18 protein-coding genes and 1 pseudogene are annotated in these 19373 nt (G+C 30.9%); 3 read left to right on the top strand and 16 right to left on the bottom strand.

Going from position 1 to position 19373, the window contains the following annotated elements:
• Positions 1-249 precede the first annotated feature (249 nt).
• The 14 genes from SJY27_RS12595 to SJY27_RS12530 all read right to left on the bottom strand — a co-directional run bounded on the left by SJY27_RS12595 (position 250) and on the right by SJY27_RS12530 (position 12978).
• Positions 250-498 (bottom strand): hypothetical protein, encoded by a 249-nt coding sequence (locus tag SJY27_RS12595; protein WP_397445209.1) that lies wholly within the window; start codon positions 496-498, stop codon positions 250-252.
• Between the two features lie 25 nt (positions 499-523).
• Positions 524-1063: a DUF420 domain-containing protein gene (locus tag SJY27_RS12590; RefSeq protein ID WP_397445208.1), complete on the bottom strand. Its 540-nt coding sequence runs from the start codon at positions 1061-1063 to the stop codon at positions 524-526.
• Positions 1056-1700 carry an SCO family protein gene (locus SJY27_RS12585; RefSeq protein ID WP_397445207.1) on the bottom strand — a complete coding sequence of 215 codons (645 nt, stop codon included), beginning with the start codon at positions 1698-1700 and terminating at the stop codon, positions 1056-1058. The genes SJY27_RS12590 and SJY27_RS12585 overlap by 8 nt, the downstream gene beginning before the upstream one ends.
• Complete coding sequence (locus SJY27_RS12580) at positions 1697-2365, bottom strand: hypothetical protein (protein ID WP_397445206.1); 669 nt, start codon at positions 2363-2365, stop codon at positions 1697-1699. The genes SJY27_RS12585 and SJY27_RS12580 overlap by 4 nt, the downstream gene beginning before the upstream one ends.
• Positions 2366-2449: 84 nt before the next feature.
• Positions 2450-2791, bottom strand: coding sequence for a cytochrome C oxidase subunit IV family protein (locus SJY27_RS12575; RefSeq protein WP_397445205.1), 342 nt, complete (start codon positions 2789-2791; stop codon positions 2450-2452).
• A gap of 19 nt (positions 2792-2810) precedes the next feature.
• On the bottom strand, positions 2811-3791 hold the full coding sequence (locus SJY27_RS12570; protein ID WP_397445204.1) for a cytochrome c oxidase subunit 3: 981 nt from the start codon (positions 3789-3791) through the stop codon (positions 2811-2813).
• Positions 3792-3846: 55 nt separating this feature from the next.
• Entirely contained in the window at positions 3847-4434 is a 588-nt protein-coding gene (locus SJY27_RS12565; protein WP_397445203.1) for a heme-copper oxidase subunit III, read from the bottom strand.
• Positions 4435-4446: 12 nt separating this feature from the next.
• Positions 4447-5349: a heme o synthase gene (gene cyoE / locus SJY27_RS12560; RefSeq protein ID WP_397445202.1), complete on the bottom strand. Its 903-nt coding sequence runs from the start codon at positions 5347-5349 to the stop codon at positions 4447-4449.
• Between the two features lie 238 nt (positions 5350-5587).
• Positions 5588-6148: a hypothetical protein gene (locus tag SJY27_RS12555; RefSeq protein ID WP_397445200.1), complete on the bottom strand. Its 561-nt coding sequence runs from the start codon at positions 6146-6148 to the stop codon at positions 5588-5590.
• Complete coding sequence (locus SJY27_RS12550; protein ID WP_397445198.1) at positions 6148-6705, bottom strand: MOSC domain-containing protein; 558 nt, start codon at positions 6703-6705, stop codon at positions 6148-6150. Before SJY27_RS12550 ends, SJY27_RS12555 begins: the two co-directional genes overlap by 1 nt.
• Positions 6706-6734: 29 nt before the next feature.
• Entirely contained in the window at positions 6735-7502 is a 768-nt protein-coding gene (locus tag SJY27_RS12545) for an enoyl-CoA hydratase/isomerase family protein (RefSeq protein WP_397445197.1), read from the bottom strand.
• A gap of 132 nt (positions 7503-7634) precedes the next feature.
• A complete protein-coding gene (locus SJY27_RS12540) occupies positions 7635-7889 on the bottom strand; it encodes a SemiSWEET family sugar transporter (protein WP_397445196.1) in 255 nt (84 codons plus the stop codon).
• 97 nt (positions 7890-7986) lie between these two features.
• Positions 7987-11367, bottom strand: a complete 3381-nt coding sequence (locus SJY27_RS12535; RefSeq protein ID WP_397445195.1) for a leucine--tRNA ligase — start codon at positions 11365-11367, stop codon at positions 7987-7989.
• A 168-nt stretch (positions 11368-11535) separates the two neighbouring features.
• Complete coding sequence (locus SJY27_RS12530) at positions 11536-12978, bottom strand: arylsulfatase (RefSeq protein WP_397445193.1); 1443 nt, start codon at positions 12976-12978, stop codon at positions 11536-11538.
• Between the two features lie 216 nt (positions 12979-13194).
• Between SJY27_RS12530 and SJY27_RS12525 the strand changes: the two are divergent.
• Positions 13195-14424: pseudogene (locus SJY27_RS12525) on the top strand (IS256 family transposase).
• Between the two features lie 205 nt (positions 14425-14629).
• Here the strand turns inward: SJY27_RS12525 and SJY27_RS12520 are convergent.
• Positions 14630-14908: a rhodanese-like domain-containing protein gene (locus tag SJY27_RS12520; protein WP_397445192.1), complete on the bottom strand. Its 279-nt coding sequence runs from the start codon at positions 14906-14908 to the stop codon at positions 14630-14632.
• Positions 14909-14942: 34 nt separating this feature from the next.
• A complete protein-coding gene (locus tag SJY27_RS12515; protein WP_397445191.1) occupies positions 14943-16697 on the bottom strand; it encodes an aromatic amino acid hydroxylase in 1755 nt (584 codons plus the stop codon).
• Between the two features lie 478 nt (positions 16698-17175).
• Between SJY27_RS12515 and gpmI the strand changes: the two genes are divergently transcribed.
• The gene (gpmI, locus tag SJY27_RS12510) at positions 17176-18693 is read left to right on the top strand and encodes a 2,3-bisphosphoglycerate-independent phosphoglycerate mutase (protein WP_397445190.1); all 1518 of its coding nucleotides are present in this window, start codon (positions 17176-17178) and stop codon (positions 18691-18693) included.
• 5 nt (positions 18694-18698) lie between these two features.
• Positions 18699-19286: a thioredoxin family protein gene (locus SJY27_RS12505; RefSeq protein WP_397445189.1), complete on the top strand. Its 588-nt coding sequence runs from the start codon at positions 18699-18701 to the stop codon at positions 19284-19286.
• Positions 19287-19373: the final 87 nt, after the last annotated feature.

The raw sequence follows: 19373 nt of genomic DNA, 5'->3' as shown, positions 1-19373 counted from the left end.
TTTTGTTAATTACGTTTCTAAGCTTATGAAAAACTCTTAAAAAAAGAGCAAAACAAACCGATTGAACTAAAACCATTCTCCAATCGAAATCAATGTCAAAAAAGAAACTACCTATGTATTGACCTATTGTAAACATTACAAAAAGGACAGGAATGTAAATCAATAAATATTTACCTATAGATAGGGAATTGATTAACTCAGTTTCTTCATTTACATTTTTGTTTAGTTTATCATTTACCTTTTAGTTCACTATTTCATGTTTTTATTAGTCATATACATACCATAAACCAAACTTAAAAAAACTTTATAACTCCAAAATTGAATCCATTTTCCATTACTAAAATTATCCTCAACAAGTTTTATAAAATCGCCTGCAAAGATCTCTCTCCAACTATTCATTAATAAAGATATTATAGTTACAAAAATGAAAAACGGAATGGCAATTTTAAATGTATTTTGCCAAAATTCTTTTTGTTTTATTTTTTTGAAAAAAGACATTTTTATGAAATTTATTTTTAAACGATTAAGTGTAATAAGGTGCTATCATAATGTATACTACAACACCAGTTACAGCTACATACAACCATATAGGAAATGTTTTTTTGGCTATTTTTTTATGCCCTTCAAAATCGGTTAATTTTGCTTTCATATACGTTAATAAAACAAAAGGAATTACGATTACAGACAGTACTATGTGTGAAATTAAGATAAAATAATATACATATTTAATAACACCTTCTCCACCAAACTTGGTAGAATCAGAGGTCATATGATATGCAATATACATTAACAAGAATGCTAAAGAAAATACAATTGCAGTGGTGTTTAATTGTTCATGCAACTTTCTATTTCCCTTTTTAATAGCAATTACTGCAGCTATTAATAATATTGCTGTTAACCCGTTTGTAGTGGCATAAATAGGTGGTAAAAAAGTTAATGGCTTTACATCAAAACCCAATTCTCTTAAATTAACACCAAATAAAGCAGCAACAGCTAATGGAATGATAATAGATAACGCCGTTATTATTTTTTTATACTTTTTTTCTTGTGCTAGATTACTCATTTAATAATAATTTAATGTCTTCTTTTAATTCTTTTATTTGATCAGGAAAAGTTTGCTCTTCTAATGCCCTGTAATACATAATAGGGTTTCCAAATTCGTCTTTTCGAGAGCGTATGTAACCGTTTTTATCTACCAAAGCAAACAAACCTGAATGCTCAAAACCTGCGTGAGAGGCATCACCTTTACCTGCATATAGTTTAAAACCTTGGTTAGACAGTGTATACACCACATCTTCTGACTTACCCGTTAACAAATGCCAATTTTTGTGAGTTATACCACTACTCTTTGCATATGCTTTTAATATTTTTGGTGTATCTATTTCTGGGGTTATAGAAATAGATGCAATACCAAATTCTGGATTTCCAAAAAAAGCATCTTGTAAGGTTAACATCTTTTTATTCATTAACGGGCATATTGTTGGGCAAGTAGAAAAGAAAAACTCTACCACATATACTTTTCCATTAAAGGTATCATTCGTAATGGTTTTGCCTTCTTGATTGATAAATTCGAAATTGGGTACTTTATCAAACTTTACTAAGCCAGTATCTGAAAAACGATTGACTACTTTTGGTACAGTATAAATACCAAACAATAAAATAATGAAGGCAATACCTACGTAAGAGTACTTTTTATTCATATCCCTACTTCTTTTCGATTTGCTTTATTCTTATTTCTATCTTTAAAGGCAGCATAATATTCGTAATATAATACCTTAATATCATCTTTAAGTTTACCATTTAACTCTGAAACTGAATTCAGGTTATAACCGTATAATTTTTTATTGGTTTTATCGTCTTTTAATCGACCTCGCAAACTTAAATTTTTATCAATTAAGAATGCTTTTGTAGATGACAAGTTTATTAATGGCTCGTTGTAAGCAAAACTCTGATAAAACCCTTCAATTTCTGCTTTGGTACTTGGCACAAATTTCCATTTTTGCATATCTGTAAAAGCCCCTATTTTATCTTTAAGTGCGTTTACATCGTCCGTTTTATCTTTTGGATAAATAGCAATAATTTGAAACTTTTTGTAGTCTAAAAACTTTTTATATACTTTTTCATTTAAGTTTAACAAACCAGAGGTAATAGATTGTACATCATTTCCTAAAAAACAAACAATAGAAACCGATTCTTTTAGTGCTACACTTTTTGAAGCATCTATTTCTGTAATATCAATAACTTTTTGGGTTAGGATAGGTAACTTTTTAAAGTTATTTTCTCCTGTTGATAAAATAAGAAAACAGATTAAAGGGAATATGAACAACAGAAATAATACAACTCTTTTTTTTGTAAAAAAACGCATTGAATTAAAAATTAGATTTTAAGAAAATTTAACATTTTTAGGCTATAAAAAAAGGTGGTTAAAAAACCACCTCATTTATTTTAATTACCATCTCACAAGTGGTGATAACGTTTCGTATAAATAATCACCTTCTATTAAAAGTAAGGTTACTAAATAACAGATTAAGAAAATGGAAGTCCAAACTACTGAGCGTCTAAACCATTTTTTTTCATCTTCCATGTGCATAAAAGCCCATGTAATTCCGTAAGCTTTGGCTAAAGTTAAGATAATAAAAATCCAGTTTAAAGGGCTTGTACCTAAAAAGTTTGTTAAGTGAAGCGCTGCTGGCTTAAAAATACCTAAAGCAACTTCTACTATTGTTATTGCTGATAAAATCCAAAATACGTTCCAGATTCTTTTTGTATGTGATTCGTGTGCGTGTGCCATTTTAATGCTATTTTTTTAATTATACTAAGTAGAAGAATGTGAATACAAATACCCAAACTAAATCTACAAAGTGCCAATATAAACCAACTTTCTCTACCATTTCGTAATGTCCTCTTTTTTCATAAGTACCTAAGATAACATTAAAGAAAATAATAATATTAATTACGATACCAGAAAAAACGTGAAAACCATGAAAACCTGTAATAAAGAAAAAGAAATCTGCAAAAATAGTATTACCATACTCATTTGCTTTAAGGTTAGCACCTTCTACAACCATTTTACCTTTGGCTAATTCTTCAGCACCTTTTGCTCTAGATAAAATTACTTTTTGTTTTTTATCCATATCAATTTTTTCACTTCTAATCTGTATTGAAGGATCTGCTTTGTAAGATGCCATTACTTGCGCCACAGAATATTCTGGAACATCATTACCACTAACCCACCATAGGCCGTTTTTACGTGTGTGTGTTTCTTCTGCATCCATTCTATCACCTACCACAAAATCTGAGAGTGCAATTTGCTTGCCATCTTTTACAAATTGTAATACTTTACCTTCTGTAGTTTTAACAGCACCATAAGAACCTTTAATAAAAGTATTCCATTCCCAAGCTTGAGAACCAACAAAAATTAAACCTCCTATAATGGTAGCAAACATGTACCAAGCTACTTTATTCTTTTGCATTTTATGGCCAGCATCTACTGCTAGTACCATTGTTACTGATGAAAATATCAGTACAAATGTCATAAAGGCTACATAATACATTGGAAATTCTCCATGAATAAATGGAACGTGTGTAAAAACTTCATCTGCAATTGGCCAAGAATCTATAAACTTAAAACGGGTTAAACCGTAAGCTGCTAAGAATCCTGAAAAAGTTAAGGCATCAGAGAGGATGAAAAACCACATCATCATTTTACCATAACTAGCGCCAAATGGTCTAACTCCACCACCACTCCAAGTATTTTTTCCGTCCGAAGGTATAGCAATATTTGCTTCCATAAATAATTTTAATTAGTATAAGTCTTAAACGTTCGCCAAAAATAACTATTTTCTATCACTTAATAAAAGAGAAAAAGAAAAATAGATAAATCCATAATATATCTACAAAATGCCAGAAAATTGCGCCTAACTCAAAGCCTAGCAGATTATCTGGTTTGTATTTGTATTTAAAATGATTATAAATAACAACAAAAAGCACAATAATACCTGCCAATAGGTGCAAAACATGCAAAAAGGTAATACCAATAATAAAAGAGGTAGATACTGTACTATTTGGGCCAGTAAAATACAAACCAATACTTTTAAGTTGATTGAAACCTACATATTGTTGCCAAACAAATCCTAAACCCAATAGCAATGTAATTACCACTAAAATTAATGATAGTTGCCTTTTGTTTTGCTTTAAAAATCTTTGTGATAAAAAAAATGTAATGCTACTTGCTACAATTAAAAAAGTACTGGTGTAAAATGCTTGTGGTAAATCAAAAGAAACCCAATCATCACGTTTCATACTAATTACGTAAGCACTTGTTAATCCTGCAAAAAACATTACCATACTAATCATAGAAACCCATAACATTGGTTTTGCAGATTTTTTTTGGGCTACAACATACTCTTGTTTTAATGCTTGTTCTTCAATCATCTTCTTTCTTCTTTAATGTAAAAATTTATCAACTACATAAACAATTTGCACAACTGTTATATATAAAACACTAGATAACATTAATTTTCTTGCGTCTATATTTTGTTCTGTTTTGTGCAATTTAACTCCGTAAAACAACATAATACCACCTAAAAGCGTTACAATTACTGCAGTTAATGGGTATATGTAAAAATCTCCTGATACTCTTAACACTGGTGCAATAGAAACCAATATCATTACTAAAGTATAAAAGATAATCTGTTTTACTGCACCTTTATCTTTAGTATTCATTGGCAACATATTGTAACCGGCTTTTTTATATTCTTCAAACTGTAACCAGCCAATTGCCCAAAAATGTGGAAATTGCCAAAAAAACTGAATCATGAATAAAAAACCAGCTTCAATACCAAAATTACCTGTGGCTGCAACCCAACCTAACATAAATGGAATGGCCCCTGGAATTGCACCTACAAAAACAGTTAATGGTGTTACCGATTTTAAAGGTGTATAAATACTTGTATAAATAAATATTGAAATAGCACCAAAAAACGCTGTTTTAGGATTGATACTATATAAAATAGCAATACCTAATATAGTAAACAAAACTGCTATTGCCATAGCAAAACTTACAGACATTCTTCCTGTTGGTAAAGGTCTATTTTTTGTTCGCTGCATTAGTGCATCAATATCTTTTTCTATAATTTGATTGAATGCATTAGAAGCACCTACCATAAAAAAACCTCCCAAAGCCAATAATAACAATGTGCCATAATTGATAACTTCTACAGCTAATAAATAACCTGCCACTGAAGAAAACACGACACTCATAGACAACCCTACTTTGGTAAGCTGCTTAAAGTCGGATAAAAGCGTATTCATTGGCTTTTTCGTATCTGTTATTACTGTTGAATTCATAATTTTGCAAAGATATTTGATAAATCTCAATTTACCATACCTTTAACAAGGTTTTGTGAGATTTAGGGCATAAAAAAACCCACTCAAAATTTGAGTGGGAAAATTGCTATGAAAAAGAAAAAGTGTGACTTTAAAAAAGCCACATGCAAATATAATTATTTTTTTTATTATAAAACAAAAAATATTTTAGATTTCTTTTTTTTATTCAAAATTTAATAAAAAAAACAGCTGTTTTGCCTTACTTTTTTAAAGTAAAAGTAGGCAAACCCCTATATATTGGTTTTAAGCTACCATAAGTTTTATTAAAAAAATACACATCACCAAAATCAATATTTCCATCTACATTATTATCTTTTTTTAAGAATAAAGTATCCTTTTTAAAAAAGTAAGTCCCTCTTTCTACACAAAAATCTCTGGGATCAATTGTTTTTAATTCAAAAGTTTTATCAGCAAACAAATTAATCTCTAAAGTTGATTTTTCTTTTGAATAACTTTTAAACTCTTGAACCCTATCTTTAAATATATTTTTATCATGATATTGTAATGTGTAGTACAAACTCATCGAAAAAAAGAAGGTTATTACTAGTGGAATAAAATTAAAAAGTTCTTTTTTTAGGGTTATATTATATAAATTATAGAACGAAATAGACAAAAAAGCAACAATATATAGTATCGTTAATCCACCAATAATTAGCAAATCTACATCTCCAAAACAATAATTATCTGGATGAATTAACCTATAAAAAGGGAAGAATGCTAAAATTATAAGTAAAATATATCTTTTTTTTACTTTCTTCATTATGCTTCTTTTTCTTTTTTTCTTTGGATTAATAAAGCTGCTATAGTTGGGTTATCTGGTTTACTTTTAATCTGCTGAAACTCATCACCAACTTTAACAGCACCTGTTTGTACTACTTTAAAATATACACCACACATTGTAGTGTTCCAAAATTGTTTTACAATTTTCATGTTGTTAAAACGAATACCTAACTTAAAACAAGGACTTCTTTGTAAGGTAGCTTCTAAAATAGTTTCACCCACTTTAAAAGTATCCCCTACATGTATTTTTGTTTCGTCAATATCATCAACCGTAAGATTTTCTCCAAACATGCCTAAACTCCAATCTAAATTTGGGTACAAAGGCTTCCAATAGGCGTAATGTTTTAAAGAATAGGCGTAAACAGCTTGGTTTATACCTCCATGATATTTTCTATCCGAAATTTCATCGCCCTTTACTTCTTCAACATCTAAAAAAATAGGTTCATTTACAGGATATTTATAAATACCAGTAGTTACTTTTTTCTTTTTCCAAAGAATTTCTTTTTTATCGCCAATATTTGTAGAAACAATTTTCATTGAATTTGTATTGCTATTCTGCATCTAGTTTACTTAGCAAATTTAGCTAATGCCTTTTTTGTAAACGCTGACAATACCAATTGGCCCGAAATCTTTGCCCTTTCTGCTAAAAGTTCTTTCCAATGATTGGTATTTTGCCACAAAACATTTTTCATTTGTACTAAAGCTTCTGGATTATATGAAGCCAATTTATTCGCTAAAACATCTACCTCTTCATCTAATTCTTTACTATTTTCTAAAACTTTAGCATATAATCCTTTTTCTTTTGCCCAATAAGCCGTTTTCCAACTTGTAGCATCTAATGTTAATGCTGAAGTTGCTGCTAAACCAATTTTTCTAGTTACAGCAGGTTCTATTACAAAAGGGCCAATACCAATGGTTAATTCTGATAATTTTATGGACGCTTTTTCTGTTGCCAAAACATAATCGCAAGCAGCTACTAAACCTACGCCACCACCTACAGTTTTTCCTTGAATTCTACCAATTATAATTTTACTACAAGTACGCATTGCATTAATTACATTTGCAAAACCTGAGAAGAATTTTTTGCCTTCTTCTAAATTTGAAATTGCAATTAATTCGTTAAAAGAAGCACCTGCACAAAAAGCTTTATCGCCTTCTGATTTTAAAATGATCACTGAAACCAAATTATTCATAGACAACACATTCAACTCATTTGTTAGCCTTAACAACAAATCACTAGGCAAAGAATTACTTGCAGGATGACCAAACTCTATAGTGGCAATTTTATTTTGGATATTTACATAAAGGCTTCCATTTTGTCTATTTGTAGTCATAACCGTTGAATTTTATCAAAAGTAGGTTTTTAAAACTAAAAAATCAATGTACAAATGATAAGTTATTTCACAAAAAAAGTCATCACTATATACAGTGATGACTTTAGTCTTGTTAAAATATTGTCTTTTAGATTATTTATATTTTAGTTTTAAACGAATTAAAATTAAAGCAGAGATTGCTGTAATTCCATTTGCTAAAATCATTGGTAAACTTTCTAAATAAAAGCCATAAACAACCCATAATGAAACTCCAACAAAAAAAGAAGTGTACATTGTTAACGATAGTGATTTTGTGTCTTTTGTTTTCCAAGTTTTATAAACCTGTGGCATAAACGCAGCAGTTGTTATTATTGCTGCACACATTCCTAAAATTTCGAAAATATTCATAATTATTTTTCTTTATCAATTGGCTGTATATTTTTGTAAAAACAACACAGTACACACTGTAAAAATAAAGAATCTCTAGCTGTTTCAAAACAAGTATTTAACCCACTATGTTTACAATTTTGCCAGGCACCACAATTACTTTTTTAGGTGTTCTGCCTTGTAATTGCGCTTGTGTTTTCTCATGTTCCAATACTGTTTTTTCAATTTCTTCTTTAGATAAATCTAAAGGCAACTCTAATGTAAAACGTTTTTTACCATTAAAAGAAATTGGGTAATTCTTTGCACTCTCTACCAAATGTTTTGGTTCAAAAACAGGAAAAGGCGCTGTGGATATACTTTCTTTATGCCCTAACAACCTCCATAATTCTTCTGTGATATGAGGTGCATAAGGTGACAATAAAATCAATAAAGGTTCTAAAATTTCACGATTGTTACACTTTTGAGCTGTCAATTCGTTTACAGCAATCATAAAAGTAGAAACAGATGTATTGAAAGAGAAATTTTCGATATCTTCTTGTACTTTTTTGATGGTTTTATGGAGTATTTTTAAAGCCTCCTTATCCCCATCCGACTCCCCCAAAGGGGAAGAGTCAACTGCGAAAACACCATTTTCTTCTGAATGGAAAAGTTTCCATAATTTTTTAAGGAAAGACGAAACTCCAGAAATCCCAGATGTTTTCCAAGGTTTGGTTTGCTCTAAAGGTCCTAAAAACATTTCGAACAAACGCATCGCATCCGCACCATATTCTGCAACAATATCATCTGGATTTACAACATTGTATTTGGATTTGGACATTTTTTCAACTTCACGTCCAACTTTATAAACCTCTTCTTCTAAAACGAATTCAGCATTTTTATAATCTGCATTTAAAGGATGATTTTTAAATCCATCAACATCTAATTCATCAGAAGCGTTTACTAAAGAAACATCAGAATGAATCGCTGTTTTAGTAATCATTACTAAATCTGCAAAATTAGGATCTAAAAACTTATGATCTAGTAAATAATTTTTTACAACAGTTTCAAACTCATCATCAGAATTAAATAAATTTTTAGAAACAAAAACAGTGGGTATCTTCTCTAAAACATCATCTAAAGATTTTTCATCTGCACAACCACAACCATTTTTAACAAAAGCAGTTGCCTTGTATACAAAAGCAGAAGTTCCTAAAATCATTCCTTGGTTAATTAGTTTTTTTGCAAATTCATCTACAGGAACAATTCCTTTATCGAACAAGAATTTTTGCCAAAAACGAGCGTATAATAAATGTCCGGTTGCGTGCTCAGAACCACCAATATATAAATCTACTTCTTTCCAATAATCCAAATTTTCTTTGCTTGCAAATGCTTCTGAATTATTGGCATCCATATACCTATTAAAATACCAAGAACTCCCTGCCCAACCAGGCATTGTGTTTAATTCTAAAGGATAAACCGTTTTGTTTTTTAACTTTTCGTTAGAAACCACTTTCTTTCCACGAGAATCCCAAGCCCACTCAGTTGCGTTTCCTAAAGGTGGTTTCCCATCTTCAGTTGGCAAGTATTTTTCTACTTCTGGCAATACAATTGGTAAATGTTTCTCATCAATCATTTGAGGCATTCCGTCTTTATAATACACTGGAAAAGGTTCTCCCCAATAACGTTGTCTGCTAAAAACAGCATCACGTAATCTGTAATTTATTTTCCCATAACCAAAACCTCTTTTTTCCATCTCGTAAATGGCCAATTTTAAAGCTTTCTTATATTTTAATCCTGATAAAAAATCTGAATTTGCAATTACAGTTCCTTCTTTATCTGTATGCGCAGCTTCAGAAATATCTACACCTTCAAAAATATTCGGAATAGGAATGTTAAAGTGTTTTGCAAAATCATAATCACGTTGATCTCCACAAGGTACAGCCATTACAGCTCCTGTTCCATAACCTGCTAGTACATAATCTCCAATCCAAATTTGAACTTTTTCACCAGAAAAAGGATGAATTGCATAAGCACCTGTAAAAGCACCAGAAATGGTTTTTACATCTGCCATTCTATCTCTTTCAGAACGTTTTGCTGTAGCTGTAACGTAAGCCTCAACTTCTGCTTTTTGAGCATCTGTTGTTATCTTAGAAACCAATTCGTGCTCTGGAGCTAAAGTCATAAAACTTACTCCGTAAATTGTATCTGGTCTTGTTGTAAAAACATCAATTTTATATTGATTTTCAACTTTTACTTCAGTCTCCTTTTCTGCAGATTTATCAATTACTTTTGGAAATTGAATCGCAAAATTAATTTCTGAAACTACTTTTACAACATTTTGTAAAACTTCTTCATTCGTAAAACGAATTACATTAAATCCTTCTTTATGAAAAAATGCAGTTCTTTCTTCTTCATCTTCTTTACCAATAAATTCAACAATCAAATTCTTAGCAACACACACATAATCTACCATAAAAGTACCAATAGTGTACTTTTTTCTAAATTTTGATGCTCCTTTTTTATTCTTAATTTCATTCCAAAGCGTAGTTTCTGCTTTCGATAAATTTTGACGTAATTCTTTTAATGCTTCTAATTCTTTATAAGATAACTTTACTTCAGAATTTGATTTTGTAGGATTTTCTTCTACTTTAAAAGTTACCATTGCTCCTTGACTTCGTCCAATCCAATTGGTTTGAGAATCTTTTAAAGGTTGTGGCCAATCAATTTTTTCTAATCCATCTAACAAACGTTGTGCATAGGCAGAAATTCGCATAGACCATTGTGTCATTTTTTTACGAACAACAGGATGACCTCCACGTTCTGAAACTCCGTTTACAATTTCGTCATTTGCTAAAACAGTTCCTAATGCAGGACACCAATTTACTTCTGTATCAGATAAAAATGTTAAACGATATTGTAACAAGATTTCTTCTTGTTCTTTTGTTGAAAAAGCTTTCCAATCTTCTGCTGTAAAAGATTTTACCTCTTCATCACAAACCGCATTTACAGTTGTATTTCCTTCTTTTTTAAAGATTTTTTCTAAAGTAGTAATATCTTCTGCTTTATCTGAATCTTTATTATACCAGGAATTGAACAACTGAATAAAAATCCACTGTGTCCATTTGTAGTATTCAGGGCTAGAAGTACGTACTTCTCTACTCCAATCAAAAGAAAAACCAATTTGATCTAATTGTCTTCTATACGTTTTGATATTGTCTTCAGTAGTTTTTGCAGGATGTTGCCCAGTTTGAATGGCATATTGTTCTGCTGGCAAACCAAAAGAATCATACCCTTGTGGATGCAACACATTAAAGCCTTTATGACGTTTGTACCGTGCATAAATATCACTTGCAATATACCCTAAAGGATGCCCAACATGCAAACCCGCTCCTGAAGGATAAGGAAACATATCTAACACATAATATTTAGGTTTTTCACTTTCATTACTGGCTTTAAATGTTTGGTTTTCTGCCCAAATTTTTTGCCATTTCTTTTCTATTTCTTGGTGATTGTATTGCATCATCTTTCAATTTAATGGCTGCAAATTTACGTTTATTCTTTGTAAGCGAAAAGGCTAAGTATTGCAAATTGGTTTATACAATTTAAAAGCTATATTTTTACTTTTTTATGTGTTTAAAAAATGCTACTACTATATTTTAAAAAAACATTTTTACTATCTATTTTGATGTTATTTAAAGACTACTTCTTTGACTCCTTTTTGATAATCTTCACCTCTTAAACTGATAAAAGTTTGTTTCATTTCACTGAGTTTTTTAAGATTTGATTTTGCCAAATTATTTTGTTGTGCTTTATCTTCTTTTAGATTATAAAGTTGATCAAATGGAAAATTACCCACTTCTATACCTACTGCTTTTCTAAAATTAGTCCCTTTATAAGCTGGGATGTATAACCAATCTCCACTTCGTAAAGCTGTTTTACCTGTAGCTTCAATAATTAAATTTTCTCTTCCTTTTTCTGTTTTTCCTAAAAAGGTATTTAATACATTTTTACTATCTGTAGAAGTTTCTTTGGTATCAACTAGTGTTGCAATAGAGGCCAATATATCCATTTGACATACAATTGCATCAGATACTTGTGGTTTAATTTTTCCTTTCCAGTAGGTAATAAAAGGCACTCTTGTACCTGCTTCAAAAATACTATACTTACCACCTCTTAAACCTCCTTTTGGATCGTGTTTTCCTATTTTTTCTATTGCATCATCATAATAACCATCATTTAAGACTGGGCCATTATCACTTGAAAAAATAATTAACGTATTTTCTAAAATCCATTCATCTTTTAGGGTTTTTATAAACTCACCAACTGCCCAATCTGCCTCTAAAATCACATCACCTCTTGGGCTCATACCTGATTTACCCACAAACCTTGGATGAGGGGTTCTTGGCACATGAGGCTGCTGCATAGCATAGTATAAAAAGAAAGGGTTTTCCTTATGTGTTTTTACATAATTTTGAGCTTTTTCTAAAAAATGATTTGCCATTTCTGTGTCTGTCCATTTTGCAGATTCTCCACCTTTCATATAACCAATTCTTGGAATTCCTTTTACAATACTACTATTGTGTCCATGATGCCATTTCATGGTTAACAGTTCTGGATTAGAAATTGCTGTAAGCTCACCTTCAAAATTTTCTTTATAATTCACCTCTATTGGATCATTTTTATCCAAACCAACCACATTGCCATCTTTTATGTATACAGTTGGCACTCTATCTTGTGTGGCTGCCATAATATAAGATTGATCAAAACCAACTTCATTTGGACCAGGTGTTACTTTCTCGTTCCAATTCACAATACCTGTACCCAAACCTAAATGCCATTTACCTACAATGGCTGTTTGATAGCCTTGCTTTTTTAATAATTTTGGCAAAGTTTGTTGTTCTGTAACAATCAATAAAGGAGCAGTTCCTGGTAGAATTTTTGCTTTTTTATTACGCCAAGGATACATACCTGTTAATAGCGCATATCTACTTGGAGTGCAAGTGGCTGATGATGCATAACCATTCGTAAATTTTATTCCTCCATTTGCCAAAGCATCAATATTTGGTGTTTGGATTTCAGTAGCACCATAAGAACTAATATCTCCATAACCTAAGTCATCTAAATAAATCACGACAATATTAGGTTTTTGGTTTTTTCTTTCGATGAATTTGAAGTGTTGCAACTTATAAAAACTATAAAAAAAGAAATTACTAGAAGAAATAATGTTTTAAGTTTGTGCATGGTGTTTATGAAATTAATTTGCTCATCAAAATTAATACGAACTCAGAGACTGTAAACTCAACTCTGTGTGCATAAAAAAAGTATTAATTTTATTCAAACAGAAAAGATGACCCAAAAAGAACAAGAATTATTAGAAAAGAAAGCTTTAGAACAGTTACTGTCAGGTAAAAGTTTATTCGGAAAAGAGGGTGCTTTTGCACCTATGCTAAAAAGTTTCATAGAAAAAGCACTAGAGTCAGAAATGGAACATCATTTGTCTTCTACGAGCTCAGATGGGAAAAATAAGCGAAATGGAAAAGGCAAAAAGACGATAAAAAGTGGTTTAGGCACTTTTGAAATCCAAACACCAACAGATAGAAATAGCAGTTTCGAACCAGAACTTGTTAAAAAGAGACAAACTATTTTAGCGGAGAATTTATCGGAAAAGATTGTTGGTTTATATGGACTAGGAATGGGTTTACGAGATATTTCATCGCATATAAAAGAGATGTATGATACCGATATTTCTCACACTGTATTAAGTCAAATTACCGATAAAATTATACCAGACATTAAAGCTTGGCAAAGTCGCCCTTTAGAATCCATGTATTGTATAGTTTAGTTAGATGCTATGCATTATAAAGTTAGAGTTGATCGAAAAGTGCAACATAAAGCTTTGTATAATATTCTTGGGATAAATAAAGAGGGACATAAAGAAGTTTTAGGAATGTATGTCTCACAAAGCGAGGGAGCAAACTTTTGGCTACAAGTATTAACAGATTTAGAACAGCGTGGACTGAAAGATATATTGATCGCTTGTACAGATAATTTAAAAGGATTTTCAGAAGCTATTTTGAGCATCTTTCCTAAAACACAAATTCAAAAATGTATTGTACATCAAATTCGTAATTCTTTAAAATATGTAGCCTCTAAAGACCAGAAAGCATTTATGAAGGATTTAAAACTGGTTTATAAAGCGATCAATAAGGATGTAGCAGAAGATGAGTTATTAAATTTAGAAGAAAAATGGGGTGAAAAATATCCTATTGTCATTGAGAGCTGGCAACGAAACTGGGAGGAACTCTCACAATATTTTGAGTTTACAGAACCTATTAGAAGAATTATCTACACCACAAATGCAGTAGAAGGTTTTCATAGACAAGTTCGAAAAGTAACTAAAACTAAAGGTGCTTTTGTGAATGATATGGCGCTTTTAAAGTTGGTCTATCTGGCTACAAAAAACATACAAAAAAAGTGGACAAGTCCACTACATAATTGGAGTTTGATTATTCAACAATTATATATTAAATTTGGAGAGCGAATACAATTGGACATCAGTGTTCCCAAAAAAAACTAGTGCCGCTGACGCTGGTCTCATTTTAAAATAGTTCGATTTTTTAAATAATATGATTAAGAAAAAATCAAACTATTTTAAAACGGAAAATCAACAGACAAAGTTAAATTTACACTCCCACAAGTACATAGTAAAGTAGAGGCTGTAATGAAAGCTAAAAAAAGTAACCTAATTTAGATTACTTTTCTAAAATTTTAAAAGCTGTTTACTACTTTATATGTTGCGCAACATTTCCCCAAGGTCCACCATTAATTACATCAACTCCATTTTGTTTTAAAAACTGAGTAGCTTGCCCACTTCTTCCTCCACTTCTACACACTGCAATTACAGGCTTTTTCCAAGCTTTAATTTGATCAACTTCTGCAGGAATTAAATTTAAAACAATATGCTTTGCACCAGCAATATGCCCTTCATTCCATTCTTGTTGCGTTCTTACATCTAAAACAACTGCCCCTTTTTCTAAATATTCTTTAATTTCTACACTCATATCTTTTCTTTTAAAAATGTCAAATAATCCCATATTATTTTGATTTAACTGGCAGCAAATTTAAGCCATTTTCAATAAGTTTTGTGTAACTTTTATTACTTTTTAAATTATTTAAAACCTCTAAAACCTTAATTTGCAAAGAAAAATTATTCTGTAATGACAATTCGTAAATCTCTAATAACAACAACCAATCTTTTGGAAAATCTTTTGTTAGTTGCTGAAATATTGTAGCTAGTTTTTTTTCTGTAGATGAATTATCTTCTCGCATTTTTCGAACTTCATCATACAAAGCATACAATTCTTTTTCTTTTTCAGCATAGGTTATTTTATGTGTTTTTACTTCTGATACCTTATTGGTATGCACAAAAGAATCTATATCTGCAGCACCTGCATAAGCCGATATTACTTCCTTACCTACAGCCATATCATATAAACCCCATTCTGGTTGAAAAAGAATTTTATCTTTATAAGTAACAGTACATTCATCAAAAGTGATGATTAATATTTTACCTCGTAAATCTCGAGTTCCTGTTATGGCTTTACCTTTTAAAACAATGCCACTTTCAAATTCTAAAGTCATAAATTCACCTTCATAAATTCCGTAAGCTTTTAAATCTCTTGGGCTCATATCTTCTATAGGTAAATTAATGCCTTTTAATTTTCCAATAGGACTTCCAAATCCATGTTTATGTTTGTCTATTCCATGGCCAATCAACTCTTTATCTCTATTTGCTAACGCAGTATAACCTGTGGTTTGCACATAAGCTACTTTATTATTTTTAAAAGGAATAACGCTATCAAAAACACCTGAAATTTGAATACCTGTAGTTAATTCTATGGTGCCTAAATTTTTAGAGCGGATTAACTTATTAATTCCACTCAACCCTCCTCTTCTCAAAGCCATTGTATTCGCAAATTCATCTAAAACCAAACTTAAATAGGCAAAATCTGGCGTAACAAACAATTGTGGTTGTGGTTTTGTAATATCAAAATTCATGGTAGCAGCTTCAATAGAATAAGGTAGTTTTTTAACTTCTTTTTGCAAACACCAAGCACTTTCTCCTATAGAAGATAATAAACCAGCTCCATATATTTTTGGGTTATCTAAAGTGCCAATCAATCCATATTCCACTGTCCACCAGTGTAAATTTCTTATCATTGCCATTTCAGATAATTCGCCCATATTTCCCTGCAGCCATTCTACTTTTTCTTGCGCTTCTTGAATATCTTTTTGGGTAGAATTGGGGTTTTCTTTTAAAATTGATAACAATCGAATGGCTTCATACATTTCGTAATCTTTAGCAGATGAAATTGCTTTGCTACCAATTTCGCCAAATCTTCTTAAATATTCTGCATACTCAGGATTTGCAATAATGGGTGCATGACCAGCTGCTTCATGAATAATATCTGGAGCAGGCGTATATTCAATATGATTTATGGTTCTCATTTCTGAAGCAATCACCAAAACATTATAGGCCTGGAATTCCATAAAGGCATTTGGCGGAATAAAACCATCTACTGAAACAGCAGCCCAACCAATATCTTTTAATATTCTATTCATACCTTCCATTTTAGGTATGTATTCTAAAGAGATTCCTGTTTTTTCTAAACCTGAAATATAAGATTTATGAGCAACTTTACTCAAATAATCTACATTCATTCGCATTACATACCTCCAAACAGCTTGATTTTGAGCAGTATATTCTTCATAAGGTTGTTTTACAACAAACTTATGTAAATGTTTAGGTAATTTTTCTGTTACCTCGTTCATTTCGAAATGATCATCCATTGATTTTTTAATAAAATTTACAGAGTAAAATTACGAATTTTGCAATTAATCAATCCTTTTTTTAATGTTAAAACTCATATTACTACTGTTAATTGGTTTTAACTATTAAATCTATAATTGTAACATTTTCTTAAATGTTGCTACTTATACCTAAAGGATATAGCTATGAGTTTTGGTGGCGCAGTTTCTGCAATGATTACAAGTTTAAAAAATAACAAAAGATCACGCGTTTCTGCGTTCGATAAGATTAAAACCAACAATGCTAAAAGTAGCATCCAACTTCATTTTAAAAACAAAGCCACATCCAAAGAACTTTTGCAAATCAAACAAAAACTCAAACTTGAAAACAGAAAAACATTTAGAAAAAATCTAATCATTTTTAGTGTTATGGTACTAATTGTGATTTACGTTATCGGTTTCGTAAAATTTTAAACAGTTCTCTAAAAACTTTCTTATTTTTACAGTATAATACATCACAATGAACAAGAAAGTTATTTTAATGATTTTAGATGGCTGGGGTATAACACAAGACCCAAAAGTATCTGCCATATACAACGCAAAAACACCTTATATTAATTCGTTATACGATAAATATCCGAATGCCCAATTAAGAACGGATGGTGAACATGTTGGTTTACCTGAAGGACAAATGGGAAATTCTGAAGTAGGTCATATGAATTTAGGTGCTGGTAGAATTGTATATCAAAACTTAGCTAGAATCAACAAAGCAGTTAAAGAAAAAACGTTAGGCAAAGAAAAAGTATTGTTAGATACGTTTGCATATGCCAAAGAAAACAATAAAAAAGTACATTTATTAGGTTTGGTTTCTAATGGTGGCATTCACGCTCATATTAACCATTTAAAAGGTATTTTAGATGTTGCCAAAGAAAACGAAGTAGACAATGTTTTCTTACATGCCTTTACAGATGGTAGAGATTGCGACCCAAAATCTGGTACTTATTTTATTAATGACATTCAAGAATACATGAAAGAAAGTACTGGAGAATTGGCTTCTGTTACAGGACGTTATTATGCTATGGATAGAGATAATAGATGGGAACGTGTTAAAGAGGCTTACGATGGTATTGTAAAAGGAGTTGGTACAAAAACTACAGATGTTATTGCAACCATAAACCAAAATTACGAAGATGGTTTAACTGATGAATTTCATAAACCAATTATTGTAACCAATGAAGATGGTACTCCAAAAGCCCAAATTCAAGAAGGTGATGCAGTAATTTTCTTCAATTACAGAACAGATAGAGGGCGTGAGTTAACAAATATGCTATCTCAAAATGATTTTCCTGAACAGGATACAAAAAAGTTAGATTTATATTACACAACCATTACTTTATATGATGCTTCATTTACTGGAATAAATGTAATTTATAATAGCGATAATATTAAAAATACGTTAGGCGAAGTTTTATCGAATGCTGGTAAAAAGCAAATCAGAATTGCTGAAACCGAAAAGTATCCGCATGTAACTTTTTTCTTTTCTGGAGGACAAGAAACACCTTTTGAGGGCGAATCTCGTATTTTAAGAAACTCACCCAAAGTAGCTACTTACGATTTAAAACCAGAGATGTCTGCTTATGAATTAAAAGACGCGCTTTGTGAAGATTTACAAAAAGGCGAAGCTGATTTTGTATGTTTAAACTTTGCCAATGGAGACATGGTTGGGCATACAGGAATTATGGAAGCAGCCATAAAAGCTTGTGAAGCTGTAGATATTTGTGCCAAAGAGGTTATAGAAACTGGTTTAGCAAATGGGTATTCTACTTTATTAATTGCAGATCATGGAAATTGTGAAACAATGATGAATCCTGATGGTTCTCCTCACACAGCTCACACTACAAATCCTGTACCTTTTATTTTAATTGATAATGAAATTAAATCGATAAAAAGTGGTATTTTAGGCGATGTTGCTCCAACTATTTTAGAATTGCTTGGAGTTGAACAACCAACAGAAATGACACAACATTCATTATTATAAAAACTATGAAATACCTATTACTGCTATGCACTACTATCATTTTTACGGCTTGTAATGCCAACAAAACTGTAGTAGAGAATAAAAAAGAAGAAGTACAAAAAATTATTAGAAAAAAAGCAAGCCAAGTAACTGCTACTAAAAATGATAGGGGTTATTTAATTGGTATTGCCAATAAAGCTTCTTTTAATGATGTAAAATTTAAACCTTGGTTTGATAGCAGATATGCAGCATATAAAACAGATACTGAGGTTATAGAAAAACTAAAACCAATTATCAACGATTACACCATTAAAGGTTTTATGGGTACTTGGTGTGGTGATAGTAAAAGAGGTGTACCACGTTTTTATAAAATTTTAGAACAAACTAATTTTGACCAAGATTATTTTGAATTGGTTACTGTTGGCAGAAACAAAAAAACTCCAGATAACTTGCAAGAAGGTTTTGATTTACTTAGAGTACCCACCTTTATTTTCTTTAAAGATGGTAAAGAAGTTGGGCGTTTTGTAGAAAGACCTAGAGAAACAATGGAAAAAGATATTTTAAAAATTGTTACAGGCGCACCTTATAAACATTCTTATGACAAAAGCGAATAACTAAAATACTAAAAGTCAAAAAAAGACATAAATTTCAAAAACTCAACAGATGTAATTTGTGAAAGTGTTGAAATTTATGTCTTTTTG

Source organism: Polaribacter sp. R77954, from assembly GCF_044595335.1.
GTDB lineage: Bacteria > Bacteroidota > Bacteroidia > Flavobacteriales > Flavobacteriaceae > Polaribacter.
This window is presented reverse-complemented; position numbering and strand designations above follow the sequence as displayed.

Excerpts from the sequence above, each read along its gene's own strand:
- SJY27_RS12550 (WP_397445198.1), bottom strand. The coding sequence starts at position 6,705 with ATGAAAATTGTTTCTACAAATATTGGCGATAAAAAAGAAATTCTTTGG.
- SJY27_RS12515 (WP_397445191.1), bottom strand. The coding sequence starts at position 16,697 with ATGGATGATCATTTCGAAATGAACGAGGTAACAGAAAAATTACCTAAA.
- SJY27_RS12555 (WP_397445200.1), bottom strand. The coding sequence starts at position 6,148 with ATGAAGAAAGTAAAAAAAAGATATATTTTACTTATAATTTTAGCATTC.
- SJY27_RS12570 (WP_397445204.1), bottom strand. The coding sequence starts at position 3,791 with ATGGAAGCAAATATTGCTATACCTTCGGACGGAAAAAATACTTGGAGT.
- SJY27_RS12585 (WP_397445207.1), bottom strand. The coding sequence starts at position 1,700 with ATGAATAAAAAGTACTCTTACGTAGGTATTGCCTTCATTATTTTATTG.
- SJY27_RS12590 (WP_397445208.1), bottom strand. The coding sequence starts at position 1,063 with ATGAGTAATCTAGCACAAGAAAAAAAGTATAAAAAAATAATAACGGCG.
- SJY27_RS12595 (WP_397445209.1), bottom strand. The coding sequence starts at position 498 with ATGTCTTTTTTCAAAAAAATAAAACAAAAAGAATTTTGGCAAAATACA.
- SJY27_RS12505 (WP_397445189.1), top strand. The coding sequence starts at position 18,699 with ATGAAATACCTATTACTGCTATGCACTACTATCATTTTTACGGCTTGT.
- SJY27_RS12545 (WP_397445197.1), bottom strand. The coding sequence starts at position 7,502 with ATGACTACAAATAGACAAAATGGAAGCCTTTATGTAAATATCCAAAAT.
- SJY27_RS12540 (WP_397445196.1), bottom strand. The coding sequence starts at position 7,889 with ATGAATATTTTCGAAATTTTAGGAATGTGTGCAGCAATAATAACAACT.
- SJY27_RS12580 (WP_397445206.1), bottom strand. The coding sequence starts at position 2,365 with ATGCGTTTTTTTACAAAAAAAAGAGTTGTATTATTTCTGTTGTTCATA.
- SJY27_RS12520 (WP_397445192.1), bottom strand. The coding sequence starts at position 14,908 with ATGAGTGTAGAAATTAAAGAATATTTAGAAAAAGGGGCAGTTGTTTTA.
- cyoE (WP_397445202.1), bottom strand. The coding sequence starts at position 5,349 with ATGAATTCAACAGTAATAACAGATACGAAAAAGCCAATGAATACGCTT.
- gpmI (WP_397445190.1), top strand. The coding sequence starts at position 17,176 with ATGAACAAGAAAGTTATTTTAATGATTTTAGATGGCTGGGGTATAACA.
- SJY27_RS12565 (WP_397445203.1), bottom strand. The coding sequence starts at position 4,434 with ATGATTGAAGAACAAGCATTAAAACAAGAGTATGTTGTAGCCCAAAAA.
- SJY27_RS12575 (WP_397445205.1), bottom strand. The coding sequence starts at position 2,791 with ATGGCACACGCACACGAATCACATACAAAAAGAATCTGGAACGTATTT.
- SJY27_RS12535 (WP_397445195.1), bottom strand. The coding sequence starts at position 11,367 with ATGCAATACAATCACCAAGAAATAGAAAAGAAATGGCAAAAAATTTGG.